The organism is Roseburia sp. 1XD42-69 (assembly GCF_003612565.1).
Taxonomy (GTDB): domain Bacteria; phylum Bacillota; class Clostridia; order Lachnospirales; family Lachnospiraceae; genus Roseburia_B.
This window is the reverse complement of sequence record NZ_RAZG01000077.1, coordinates 1-12,423: the sequence shown is the minus strand read 5'-3', so window position 1 is coordinate 12,423 and position 12,423 is coordinate 1. Positions and strand designations below refer to the sequence as shown.

At 39.4% G+C, this 12,423-nt stretch carries 16 protein-coding genes; 13 read left to right on the top strand and 3 right to left on the bottom strand.

Annotation, left to right across the window (positions count from 1 at the left end; genetic code table 11):
• Window positions 1–152 precede the first annotated feature (152 nt).
• Window positions 153–1,106, bottom strand: coding sequence for a helix-turn-helix domain-containing protein (locus tag D7Y06_RS21175; RefSeq protein ID WP_120409615.1), 954 nt, complete (start codon window positions 1,104–1,106; stop codon window positions 153–155).
• Window positions 1,107–1,339: 233 nt separating this feature from the next.
• On the opposite strand from D7Y06_RS21175, the gene D7Y06_RS21170 reads away from it, so the two are divergent.
• From D7Y06_RS21170 to D7Y06_RS21130, 9 genes are all read left to right on the top strand, one after another.
• A complete protein-coding gene (locus D7Y06_RS21170) occupies window positions 1,340–1,534 on the top strand; it encodes a hypothetical protein (RefSeq protein WP_120409614.1) in 195 nt (64 codons plus the stop codon).
• Between the two features lie 29 nt (window positions 1,535–1,563).
• Window positions 1,564–2,667 (top strand): site-specific integrase, encoded by a 1,104-nt coding sequence (locus D7Y06_RS21165; RefSeq protein ID WP_120409613.1) that lies wholly within the window; start codon window positions 1,564–1,566, stop codon window positions 2,665–2,667.
• 2 nt (window positions 2,668–2,669) lie between these two features.
• The gene (locus D7Y06_RS21160; protein ID WP_120409612.1) at window positions 2,670–3,044 is read left to right on the top strand and encodes a plasmid mobilization protein; all 375 of its coding nucleotides are present in this window, start codon (window positions 2,670–2,672) and stop codon (window positions 3,042–3,044) included.
• Complete coding sequence (locus D7Y06_RS21155; protein ID WP_120409611.1) at window positions 3,037–3,351, top strand: DUF3847 domain-containing protein; 315 nt, start codon at window positions 3,037–3,039, stop codon at window positions 3,349–3,351. Before D7Y06_RS21160 ends, D7Y06_RS21155 begins: the two co-directional genes overlap by 8 nt.
• A 323-nt stretch (window positions 3,352–3,674) precedes the next feature.
• Window positions 3,675–5,417 carry a MobA/MobL family protein gene (locus D7Y06_RS21145; RefSeq protein ID WP_120409610.1) on the top strand — a complete coding sequence of 581 codons (1,743 nt, stop codon included), beginning with the start codon at window positions 3,675–3,677 and terminating at the stop codon, window positions 5,415–5,417.
• Window positions 5,335–6,105 (top strand): DUF6040 family protein, encoded by a 771-nt coding sequence (locus D7Y06_RS26150; protein ID WP_158591454.1) that lies wholly within the window; start codon window positions 5,335–5,337, stop codon window positions 6,103–6,105. The genes D7Y06_RS21145 and D7Y06_RS26150 overlap by 83 nt, the downstream gene beginning before the upstream one ends.
• The gene (locus D7Y06_RS21135) at window positions 6,050–6,532 is read left to right on the top strand and encodes a TnpV protein (RefSeq protein ID WP_243119433.1); all 483 of its coding nucleotides are present in this window, start codon (window positions 6,050–6,052) and stop codon (window positions 6,530–6,532) included. Before D7Y06_RS26150 ends, D7Y06_RS21135 begins: the two co-directional genes overlap by 56 nt.
• Window positions 6,533–6,945: 413 nt before the next feature.
• Window positions 6,946–7,119 carry a hypothetical protein gene (locus tag D7Y06_RS26145; RefSeq protein WP_158591453.1) on the top strand — a complete coding sequence of 58 codons (174 nt, stop codon included), beginning with the start codon at window positions 6,946–6,948 and terminating at the stop codon, window positions 7,117–7,119.
• Between the two features lie 232 nt (window positions 7,120–7,351).
• The gene (locus tag D7Y06_RS21130; protein ID WP_147415733.1) at window positions 7,352–8,029 is read left to right on the top strand and encodes a DUF3800 domain-containing protein; all 678 of its coding nucleotides are present in this window, start codon (window positions 7,352–7,354) and stop codon (window positions 8,027–8,029) included.
• A 230-nt stretch (window positions 8,030–8,259) separates the two neighbouring features.
• On the opposite strand, the gene D7Y06_RS21125 is transcribed toward D7Y06_RS21130, so the two are convergent.
• Together D7Y06_RS21125 and D7Y06_RS21120 are read right to left on the bottom strand one after the other, a co-directional pair.
• A complete protein-coding gene (locus tag D7Y06_RS21125) occupies window positions 8,260–9,363 on the bottom strand; it encodes a M48 family metalloprotease (RefSeq protein WP_120409607.1) in 1,104 nt (367 codons plus the stop codon).
• A 19-nt stretch (window positions 9,364–9,382) separates the two neighbouring features.
• Window positions 9,383–9,934, bottom strand: coding sequence for a helix-turn-helix domain-containing protein (locus tag D7Y06_RS21120; protein ID WP_120409606.1), 552 nt, complete (start codon window positions 9,932–9,934; stop codon window positions 9,383–9,385).
• Window positions 9,935–10,118: 184 nt separating this feature from the next.
• Here D7Y06_RS21120 and D7Y06_RS21115 point away from each other — a divergent pair, with 184 nt between their 5' ends.
• From D7Y06_RS21115 to D7Y06_RS21100, 4 genes are all read left to right on the top strand, one after another.
• A complete protein-coding gene (locus D7Y06_RS21115; protein WP_055059692.1) occupies window positions 10,119–10,313 on the top strand; it encodes a hypothetical protein in 195 nt (64 codons plus the stop codon).
• Complete coding sequence (locus D7Y06_RS21110; protein WP_120409605.1) at window positions 10,310–11,389, top strand: site-specific integrase; 1,080 nt, start codon at window positions 10,310–10,312, stop codon at window positions 11,387–11,389. Before D7Y06_RS21115 ends, D7Y06_RS21110 begins: the two co-directional genes overlap by 4 nt.
• Window positions 11,379–11,702 (top strand): plasmid mobilization protein, encoded by a 324-nt coding sequence (locus tag D7Y06_RS21105; RefSeq protein ID WP_120409604.1) that lies wholly within the window; start codon window positions 11,379–11,381, stop codon window positions 11,700–11,702. Before D7Y06_RS21110 ends, D7Y06_RS21105 begins: the two co-directional genes overlap by 11 nt.
• Before the next feature lie 79 nt (window positions 11,703–11,781).
• On the top strand, window positions 11,782–12,363 hold the full coding sequence (locus D7Y06_RS21100) for a CHC2 zinc finger domain-containing protein (protein WP_158591452.1): 582 nt from the start codon (window positions 11,782–11,784) through the stop codon (window positions 12,361–12,363).
• Window positions 12,364–12,423 lie beyond the last annotated feature (60 nt).

The window sequence follows — 12,423 nt, the reverse complement described above, 5'->3', positions numbered from 1 at the left end:
CTGCCCACTTGTAACTATTCAATAGATCTTATGTCAGTTTTTTGAGTTTACACAAAATATGAAACAGTCTCGGATGGAAATAATGCCTATAATAAGTGCTACATATGAAATATGTTCTTTTTTCCTTTTCAAGTTTATGGAAAAAGGAGATATTATACATACTCTTCTATCGGCACTCGAAACATCCGCATGACATCCTCGATCTCCATCCTATAAGCCTCTTCATCAAAGACCGGAGCTGCCTTTTCCTCTTGCAGTTTTTCATATTCCTCAAAAAGTGCAATTATCTGTGGGCATGGCGTACTCATGCTGATATGCGTCACGCCATCAACCGGCATGGGATTTTCCGCAACCGCTATCCCGATTTTCTGCATATCCTGCCAACACTCCCGAAAACACATATATGCCTTTTGGACGGAAATGGAGGCATTCATGATGTAATCAAGATTGATGGTAAATATGGCGCTTCGTATGCCTGTTACTTCACCAATCGCTGTATGGAATATTACGCCTTCCGTATCAAGAGCCAAAAGGCTTTTGAAAAATTCCGAAAAAGTTGTAATCTTTTTGCGGTTCTGGGAAATCAGCGGGGCGGCATTTTTATGGAAATCCGATATGAGGGCAGACTGTTTCTGAATGTCCTCTCCCAAGTCATAAGGATAGCGGGCTTTCCAGAGTGCATACTTCTCTTTTTTATCTGTAATTGCTTCAGCGGAATCGTTAATATCCGGCTGGAGCTCTTTTCTTTTGGCTGTCCATGCAGCGATCCCCTCCATCAGCCAGCCGCTGTTTTGACCGTCCTCATTTTGGGAAAATACAAGCCGATAGTTTTCTCCTAATTTTTCAAAGCGTAATCCGTAAATATCTTCCAATTCAAAAAGAGTGTGCATGACGCTGTTCGGATTACGGTAATCCGGCTCAAATAGTGAAGTGGGATTGATGTCCAGTGCTTTGGCAATCTCCATCAGTTTTCCATCCTTTGGCTTTCGCACATCATTTTCATATTGACGGATTCTGTCTCCGGTTAGTTTAACCATAGAGCCAAGCTGTGCCTGTGTCAAACCTTTCAATGTCCGATATTTTCTGATTTTATCTCCGAGAGCCATAATCAAAATCTCCTTAATCAATGAAATTCACATCAAATCGTAACAACATTGTATCACATAAAAACTGAAATGTGAACAGAAAAGTTTGTAAATAATAGAAATAAAGTACAAAAAAGTGCTTGACGAAACAAAAAAGATAGTGTATTATAATCAAACAAGTACAAAAATGTACGCATACAATAGTGCCAAATGTTTTCAAAATGACATTAGGACGGAAAGGGGGGTATTTATCTATGAATAAAAAAATGTATGTCGACGTAAATGAAATTTGCGAAGATTGGGGCGTCAGTAGAGCACAGGGTTACAAGATGATTAAGCAGCTCAATAAGCGTATGCTTGCACTTAATCCCAATCTTATTGTTTTATCCGGCAAGGTAAACCGTAGATTTTATGAAGAAAACTGTTACGGCATGGCAAAAAAGGCATAGCAGCAATATGACAGGAGGAGGTGTTGGTTATGTCGGCAAGTAAAGATAACAAAAGAGGTACTTGGAAGGTCTATATCAGATATAAGGACTGGCAGGGAATTGGTCAGATTCATACGAAACGTGGTTTTGCAACTAAGAGAGAAGCGCTTGAGTACGAGAGAGAGTTCTTGTTAAAGAAGGCGAAAGATGTGAACATGGGATTTTTGCAGTTTGTTGAGGTCTATATGGAAGATATGAAGCCGAGATTGAAATTAAATACCTTTTTAACCAAGAGGCACATTATGGATACGAAAATCATTCCTTATTTTGAGAAGAAAAGTCTGGCAGAGATTACAGCAACGGATATTATCCAGTGGCAGAATCAGTTGCTTAGCATGAGGGATGAAAATGGGATGCCGTATTCCCAGACGTATCTCCGTACTATTCAGAACCAGCTCAGTGCTATTTTCAATCATGCCTGCCGCTTTTACGGATTAACAGTTAATCCATCAAAGCAGGCGGGGAAAATGGGGAAAGCAAAAGGGAAAGAAATGCTTTTCTGGACGAAAGAGGAATATTTGAAGTTTGCGGAAGTCATGAAGGAGAAACCGATTTCCTATTATGCCTTTGAAATCCTTTATTGGACTGGAATTAGGGAAGGCGAACTCCTTGCATTGGAAAAGGGTGATTTCAGTATTCCAGACAGGAAATTGACAATTAACAAATCTTATCAGCATTTGCAGGGCGAGGATTATATTACAAGTCCCAAGACGGAAAAGAGCAACCGGATAATCGAACTGCCGGAATTTCTCTGTCGTGAGATGGAAGATTATTTTGGAATGCTTTATAAATGTGATGAGCATACAAGACTGTTCACATTTTCCAAAAGCTATCTGCACCATGAGATGGATAGAGGGGCAAAGGCGGCAGGAGTAAAGAGAATCCGCATTCATGATCTGCGTCACTCACACGTGGCTCACTGCATTGAGCTTGGATTTTCTCCGTTAGCGATTGCAGAGCGGATGGGGCATGAGGGAATCAATATCACATTTAATTATGCCCATCTTTATCCGTCCAAGCAGAAAGCACTTGCGGATAAGCTGAATGAGGACAGGGAGAACATGGACAAAGATGAAGCTAGAGGGGAGGAATAAACATGGCAAAAATTTACAGACGTGACAACCTTATATCAGGTGTTCGAACTAAGAAAAAGAACGAGAAGAACCGCAAGCGGAGTGTGATTGTAAATTTCCGAGTGACACCGGAGGAGAAACAGCTTATTGATGAAAGGATTGCTTTATCGGGGCTTGCGAGGGCAGAATTTTTCATCAATAGCTGTATGCGCCAAAAAATAGTTACCTTTGGAAATGTCAGAACATTTGGCGAGATAAAAAGGAAACTTGCAGGAATCGACAGGCATTTGCAGCAGATTGAAAAATCGGAGGAGCTGGATATAGAAGTTCTGGAATCCCTTCGGATGGTTCTGGAAATGTTTGATGGATTGGAAAGGGAGGATGATGTGAATGAGTAGGTCAACGAAAAGTTATGAGGAACGCCTGCTTGAAATGGAAAAGCGTGAGCAGGAAAGTTTGGAGAAAGCGAAGCGGTATGCAGCACAGAAAAGGGAATTGCAGAAGCGGCAGAAAGCCGAAGAGAATAAGAAACGAACCCACAGGCTTTGCGTGATTGGCGGTGCGGTGGAGTCGGTGCTTGGCTGTCCGATTGAGGAAGAGGATATACCGAAACTGATTGGATTTCTGAAACGGCAGGAAGCCAATGGAAGATATTTTTCTAAGGCAATGCAGAAAGAGCAGATACCGGGATCAGGCGAAGTGTAATGGCGGAGGGGGTAGGGTTTCTAATCCCTTCATTGCTTTTTATGAAGGGCGCACTTATAGACAACCAGAGGTCGTCTAATAAGTTTGCCACAAGCGGCAACCGGTCTGCGCTACGCTTGCCGGGCTCGTTCCGTCGGCGGGGCTTTCAGCCGGACCTGCTCATGCCGCAGGAAGCACTCTTCGCCAGAGGGGCGCATTCCATGCAGGTTGCTATGCGCAGTGCACTCTTACGCAGAGGGCGTTTCTACAAATGTTCTATCCTATTATTGAAATTTGCATTTGCAGGAAATTAATGCCGGATATGGCAGAAGGGAGAGGGAGCGTTGGCGATATTTCATTTTACAGTAAAGATTGTCGGACGGAGTAAAGGAAAATCCATTATAGCTGCATCTGCATATTTGAATGGTGATGTGATGAAAAGTGAGGAAACCGGCAAGGTCAGTTATTATACTTCCAAAAAGGAAGTAGTTTATACCAGTCTTATGATGTGCGAGAATGCACCGCAGGAATGGATGAATGTGCCTGATGAAAATATCAAGCGGTTTCAAAAATCCATCCGCTATCAAAGAGCCGAGGATAAAGAAGTAGCTCTGGAAAAGTTTAAAGTTACGTTCCGAAAACAGCGATTGTGGAATGAGGTTTTGAAAGTAGAAAAAAGTGCAAATGCGCAACTTGGCAGGTCATTTGAGTTTTCTCTTCCGAAAGAGTGGAGCAGGCAGGAACAGATTTCTTGCACCACAGATTTCATACAAAAGAATTTTGTGGCAAAAGGAATGTGTGCTGATTGGAGTATTCACGATAAGGGGGATGGCAATCCTCATATTCATCTATTGGTTACCATGCGTCCGTTTAAGAAAAATCATACTTGGGGAAATAAAGAGATTAAAGATTGGGCTTTTGTCAGGGATAAGGATGGAAATATTGTGATGGATGAAACGCATCCGGATTGGTGGCAGGATAAGAAGAATCCAGAGCGTTGTGGTATTCGTATTCCGATATTGGATGCAGATGGAAATCAGAAACTGGATTCCCGTAACAGAAAACAATGGAAAAGGGAGCTTACCGATGCTACAGGTTGGAATAATCCAAAAAACTGCGAGCTGTGGCGGAGTGAGTGGGCGAAAGAATGCAATCTGCATTTGAAGCAGGAGCAGCAGATTGACCATCGTTCTTATGAACGGCAGGGAAAAATAGAGATTCCTACCATTCATGAGGGAGCAAATGCGAGAAAAATAGAGGAAAAATATTTGTCCGGACAGGCAGCATCTGCTTCATGGAAAGTGGAGGAAAATCGGATGATTAAGAAGCAGAATGCAATATTGAAGAAATTGCAGGAACTGTTCGGACAGGTAAGTGTTTTATTGAAACAATGGAAGGGGCGGTTGTGTGACATTAGAAGAAAGCAGAGAAGTCATTCCCATGATGGAGGATATGATAAATCAGATCGAGGAACAGCAAGTGATTATGGCAGAGATGTATCAGGAGCTGGTGCAGAGAGACGGAGAACTCATTTTGCTGCAGGAGCAGAATCAAAAATTGCGGGAATTAAACGACGAGTTGCAAGAGCAACTGAAAATCTTGCCAAGTACAGAAGAAATGTTGGAGCTGTTGGAGAAGCAGGATGCCAGAATTGGGAAAATGGAAGCGGAAAGACGGCAATGGAGAGAATTGGCGGAGAGATTGAATACAGAGAACCGTTTATTGCAGAAACAGAATCTGGAATTATTGAAGCTAAACAACGGATAGAGAGGGCGAGGGATGTAGATGAACGGATTAAACGGATTAAAGCAAGACGGGCAGATGGAAGAACTGCTGGGGCTGTTGGAGGAGATGCAGACGGAAGCAGACCGGAGCCGGGAGACTATCCGGCAGAAGGACAGCGAGATACGAATATTGCAGGTACAGCTGAGAGAATCGCTGAACTTATGCGAGAAGCTGAACAACGAGAACAGAGCCGGGAACGTACAAGCCTTGCAGAACGACTTGAAGCAAACAAGAGAATTGCTGCAGAGCGAGAAAGAGAAAAAGAAAAGAGCAGACAGTACAATAGAGGAATGTCAAGATAAACTCCGGCAGGCTGAGGAAGAAAAACAATATGCTTTAATGCATCAGAAAAAAGTAGAGATACCGATAGAAAAGCCGGTACTCTATGAAAGGTGTCGGGACTGCGACCGTAAGACATATCAGAAGGCGAAGGAACAGTATGAACATCAGAGGAATGGTTTGGAAAAGAAGTATAAAGCAAAGACAGTGCGATTTGATGCAATGATTGTAGCATTATGGTGGTATGCAATTGTCACAACTGTATTTGTAGCAATGCGGTCGGAAGCGGCAAAAGGAGATTTTATCGTTTTTAGCAGTACAATATGGGAAACGGCTTGCCGGTTTGGTCAAAGCATTCTTTTTATTGGTCAGTATGTGGCACAGATAAGTGGAAGAATGTCAAATGAGATGGCGGCAGTAATCGTATATTGGTTGTTGCTGGTAATCGTTGTCGCTGGTTTGGCTGGCGGTGCAGGTGTATTTTTAGTGATAATCGGGAAGAAAGGGATAAAAATGTACCAAGAAAATTGCAGGGATGTTGTTAGTATTGCCGTTGCAGTAACAAGCATGGCAATAGTGGTATATTTTGGGGATTGGATAAAGTCTGTCATAAAATGTAATCTGGTAGTCACTCTTTTATTGGTTCAGGCGGTATATGTCGGAATCAGAGTATATGTACGTGGCTGTAAAAGAGCTAGAGGTTACTATTGATATTTATGTATGGAATATTGTGGAAAGGTGGATGAAAGCAATGGAAAAATTGGAGAAAGTTATTGTTGAGAATGGAATTACTTATGTATTGGGTGCAGATAATCTTTATTATCCGGATTTAAGATTACCGAAAGGCACAGATTATCCGATCGGAAAGTTTGGGTATATGCGATGTGAGCATTTGAAAAAATTTAAGCATGGATATTATATGGAGTTGCTGCTTGACGGGAAACTGAATGAATATTTGCACGATGTTGATGAGGAGTGTCATGAGATGCTGGATCGGATTGTGGAACAGATGAAGAAAAAACAGGGCTTGACAGAGAAGCTGAAGGCAGAGAATCAGATGTTGTGGGTTAGGAAAATCAAAACATTTGGATTTGTTGTAAAATCCAAACTTAGGAGAAATCCAAACTTTCTATTATAAATCCTTTATTCAAGGCATTTTTCGCTAGAAAAGTTTGGATTTTGTTTTGGATTTCTCTTTTCAAAAATCGGAATAAATTGGTTGAAACAGAGCTAAATAGCAATATTTTCCTCTTTTGTCACAATTGAAGGCGTTGCACTTTGTGAAATGAAATCCAAACTTTTTCCTACAAGAATCCTCTGTTATCAAGCAATTTTTAGAAAAGTTTGGATTTTATATAAGTTTGGATTTTTGGGAGAATGAATAATATTATGGCCTGTGCGGAGGAGATTGTGGTAAGGGAGATGGTGTATGTGTGATGGGAGAATTGGGAGGCTGGCTGTTACATTCTATTTGCCTTTTTTGAAATTGGTATTGCAAGATACTTGATTTTGTGTTATAAAGATGCTGACAGGATTAGTGGAGGTGAGTTTATGCAATCTATTTATTGCCCTGCTAAAGATAAAGAAGTTTATGTAATGCGGACACAACTTAATGCAGAAACTTTGGAGAATCCAAATGAAACGGTATCGGGAAGAATGAAATGTTCGGACAATGATTATTTATGTGATTATGACAATTGTCCATTACGAAAGAAGGCAGAATAATGTTTGGTTGCACCAATAGATAAATAATGGTCAATGTATTTTGAAGATGAATTAAGAGTTGTCATTCTGAATGAACTTAGTGGGAAAAATACTTGCAAATCATGTATAGATGTGGTATGGTATGAATAGAATAAAACTGTAACGAGTTACAGTTTTGGTCTGGGCGAAAGCTCTTTGGACCACCGTAGGCGGGAAGAATTTCCCGCCATTTCTATTATTTATAAAGGATCATATGATGAAAGAACTGAGTGTATTTATTGATGAATCAGGAGATTTTGGAGAAATAAAAGAGAGACCGGCATATTATTTGGTAACGTTTGTTTTTCATAATCAGGCCGATTGCATAGAAGAACAGGTTTCAAAGTTGGAAGAAAGTGTCCGTAGTTCGGGATTTGATGTAGAATATATACATACAGGTCCGGTCATTCGACGAGAGGAAGTATTTGCAAGATATTCTATAGATGAGCGAAGGAAGTTGCTGTATAAAATGCTTAACTTTGTGAATCGATGTCCGATTTCTTATTTGACAGTTATTGTGGATAGAAGAGAGGCCACAGATAAGATTGCCTTGTCTGGTAAATTGGCAAAGGCAATTAATAGAGCATTAAGCGAACATATTGAGTTTTTTTCGGATTTTGACAGGATTATTGTTTATTATGATAATGGGCAGGTTGAACTTAGCACAATTCTAAATGCGGTATTTTCAATACAATTCTCGAATGTAGAATTTAGAAAAGCTGAACCGCAGAAATATCGGCTATTACAGGCTGCAGATTTTATTTGTTCTATGGAATTGTTGAGGATTAAGCGAGATGAAAATCGATTGAGTAAATCGGAAGAACATTTTTTCTATAAGCCGCAAGAGTTAAAGAAAACCTTTTTGAAAAGTGTTTATAAAAAGAAATTATAGACAAGTGTGATTGCAAAATGCTTGCAAAAAGTTCCTAAAAGAGAAATAATGTGTGGAATATTTAGAATAATTATACAAGATAAGGTGGAAGAAAGATTGATTGGACACAATATATAGTTATCAAAGTCGAGTTCGAATAAAAAGGTAAATCCCTGCAAAGCTTGTATTTATAGGCTTTGTAGGGATTTTTTAGATGGCGTTGGGTACGATTTGGGTACAAAATAAAGAAATTACGAGTTCTTAAGAAATTCCATAGTAGATTCTATTGTATCTGGATGATATAAAGGAACACGGGCATATTTTTTAAGTCTGGGATACAATTTATCATTCCAATGTGTTAGAACTTCATCAGCAAATCTTGAGTATATGGGATTGTTATTTGTATTTTGTATAAAATGATAATTTGTATAATAGATTGAGTTGAAATAGTTTTCCGCTTCGTTTATTCCATCAAAAATTTTTGAAATAATTTTTTGATAAAGTGTATTACTACATTCAAATATATTGTGTTTGATATAATCATTAAGTGCATTAAGGGATGAAGAAAGAGATAAAATTTCTCTTGCTTCATTAGGTAGATAAAAAGATAGGGAATTATACGATGAAGCACTGTGATATTCGAACAACAAAAATATACTATGTATTGCAAATGACCATAAAGTAAAAATGTCACAAGAATCATTTAGCAAATTAAAGAAATGGGGATTTTCGTTCTGCTGAATGTATAACATTATAATATTATCAATGGACATAGATGCGGCAAAAGAATCAGCATCCATTTCCAGTGTTCGGCGATCTAAAGCATATTGTTCTTGTAAATTCTCGGAAAAATTCGAAAGAAATTTTTTACAAATCATTTCCAATTTTGGTACTGCATAGAGATTTGATATGTAAGATGTATGCCCATTAAGGATGTGACCCAATTCGTGCCCATAAATATATCTGATCATCATAAGAGCTGTATAGGTGGAGAGTTCTTGGCGTATAGGATCAATAGGGTCAGCTGTAAATAATAATTGCTTTTGTGTAATATCAAATTTCCCAGAAACATGATTATTTTTTTCCAAATTAGGATTTCCAAAATTCAATAAAAAAGAGGAACTACAAAAGGCACTTTTTATATGTGCAAAAGCATTTAATATAGTTCCGACGTACATACACATGTAATCATTAGTTCCTTTGGTATATGTGTAGGCATTAAAAATTGTATCACTATCATAATAAAAACTTAGTTTTGACTTTTTATTTGTATTTGTATTTTCATATAATTCGTTACACAATTGTTTTGTAATATTTAAATATGAAAGATTTGAGTAGCCATCTGTGAATTCCATAGAACCTCCTATAATAAAATTAGTATTTATCTTTCGGATTTAATCCCATCTTATCCATAACCTCATCATGAGCCTTCTGAATCTTAAGCCGTTCCTGCCATGGTTCCGACTCAGGATAAATATCCATCCAAAGATTAAAGTCTGCTTCAGCTTTCAGCAGAGCTTCCCCACGTTTCTTAACATCTTTTATTTCATTGCATTTCTCAACTTCTTCCATATATTCTTCATATTGGTCTAACCATGATCGCATCAAAGATAATGTACCAAAGCTGATTCCAACCATATCATTTCCATCTTTATCCTGGTATTCAAAGAGTTGTCCATCGTATTGCCGGAATATCTGAAAAAGTCTGTGTATAGCTTTTATGCCATCAAAATCAGAGTTCGCTAGTACTTCGGGATTGACAGACAAAGCTTCTGCTATTTTTTCAAGAGATGATGGCTTGGGATTTCTTCTGCCACTTTCGTAGGCTCGAATGTAGGCTTCACTTGCACCAATCATTTCTCCTAATTGCCTTTGGGTGAGATTACGTTCCTGCCGGATACGTCTTATGTTTTCCCCGACTGTCATAACAACATGCCTCCTGCTCTAAAGCTATATTTTTGTGAAACTGTTCAACATCATATATAGGATAACACACGAGAACAAAAAAATAAAGCAAAAAGATATTGACACGCAACAAAAGTTGCGATATTATAAAAACGCAACAAAATGATACTATATAGAAACAAATGTAAGAACTGGAGGAAAGAATATGAACGAAAAAATCTATTACAGTGCAGAGGACATTGCAAAAATGCTTGGTGTGAGTATGGGAAAAGCCTACAAAATCCTTAGAGAAATGAATAAGGATTTGGCAAGTAAAGGGTTTCTCACAATCGCCGGAAAGATTCCGGTGGAGTATTTTAAGGAAAAATGGTACGGAGGAGCAAAGGAGGTAAGTGCATGAGTTGCAATGCGAAGAAAGATCCGAACGGAACATGGCGGATACAATATCGCTGGACAGATTGGACGGGAACCAAAAAGAAATCACAAAAAAGAGGTTTTAAGACCAAGAAAGAAGCAGAAGAATGGTACGCACATTTCATGTTGCAGCAATCATCTGATCCGACGATGACGTTGGAGGACTTCTGGGAGATTTATAAGGCGGATATGGAAAAGCGTTTACGAAAAACTACCATGAAGCAGAAAGAGTATGTGATGAATGACAAGGTGTTGTCATACTTCGGAAAGACGCCAATTAATGAAATTACAGCTCCTATGATACGCAAATGGCAGGGAGAAATGATGGAAAAAGGTTTTAAGCCCACATATCTGAAAACAATTCATAATCAGCTTAGTGCGATTTTGAATTATGCAGTAAATTTCTATGATTTGCGTTCCAATCCCTGTCGTAAAGCCGGAAGTATGGGAAAGAGTAAAGCGGATGAAAGACCGTATTGGACGCTGGAGGAGTTTCAGAAATTTTCAGATGCGATTATGGATAAGCAGGATTCATGGATTGCTTTTCAGATTTTATTTTGGACAGGTATGCGGATAGGAGAATTACTTGCGTTACAGGTGAAAGATATTGATTTTGAACAGGGAACCATAACTGTTGACGAATCTTTGACGAGGCTTGATGGAGAGGATCTGATTACGGCACCAAAGACGGAAAGCTCGGTTCGTGTGATTACGATACATAAGGAATTGCAGGAGGAGATTAAGGAATATATTGCCACATTGTATCACGTGAGACCGGGAACACGTCTTTTTGCCGGAAGGACAAAGAGCTTCTTTGAGCACGAAATGGAGCGTGGAATAAAGTTGTCGGGAGTAAAGAAAATTGCAGTTCATTGTACCCGTCACAGTCATGCAAGTATGCTTGTGCAGATGGGATTCAGTCCAGTTGAGATTGCAAAACGGTTAGGGCATGGAAAGGTTACGACTACGATTGAAACCTATTGTCATCAGTCAATGGATGCGCAGGTAAAAATTGCAGATAGACTTGGAAAAGTGGAAAGAGGTGAGGAGAGTGGCGTGTAAACGAGAGGACAGGTTTCGGCGCAATACAATTGCCTTTTGGCTGAGTGACGAAGAGAAAAGCCAAGTGGAATCGAAGATAATTTTATCGGGGATATCGAAAGGTGAATATTACCGGAAAGCAGTTTTAGGGCAAGAGGTAACGGTTATTGCCGGAAATTATATGTCGGTCAGGGTGGCAAAAGTATTGGAGCACATATTGGCACATTTACAGAATGGCAATACAGAAGAGGAAAGATTACTGCTGGAATTGGTAAAACAGTTGCTGGAAGTAAATAAAAATGCCCCTGCTGGTAACAAGGGCATTCAGGAATAAAAAGGATAAAGCCTTTCTATCCAACACACACATTTATTATAGCAAAGGCTTTCTCCGGAGGAAAGGAGAAAATTGCATATTGAATATTTTTTCAGAGGTAAAGGAGTATCTGACGGCGAGACAGGTAGCAGAAAACTATGGTCTGCAGGTCAGAAGAAATGGGTTAGCCTGTTGCCCTTTCCATGATGATAAGCACCCAAGCATGAAGATTGATAAGAACTATCATTGTTTTGCCTGTGGTGTGGGAGGGGATGTGATTGACTATGTTTCCCGGATGTTTGGTTTATCACAATATGAGGCGGCACTAAAGATTGTAGAAGATTTCCGGCTGCCGATAGAGGTCAAAAGAAACAAGGAATTAAGAGAGCAGGACAGAGAGCGTATTCGTAGAGAACGGACAGAACGTGAGAGGCTGATACACATCAGGGAGCGTTTTGACAGATGGTGCAATCACAGTATTGAGAGTTTAAGGGACAGTTTATCACTGATAGAGCAGATGGGTATTTTCCTTAATGGAAAGCCACCGGATATTATTTTTTCAGAGGACTATGCACGGATGCTTCATGCGGAACCGCTTATGAATTACTGGTTGGATATTTTATGCATGGGCAATACGGAGGATAAACAGGAACTTTTTATGAAAGGCAGGAAGTCCAGCTAATAAATGTCAATAGCAAAATGAGAAAAATCGAAATTATTTTTAAAGCAAAAAAGGCGCACT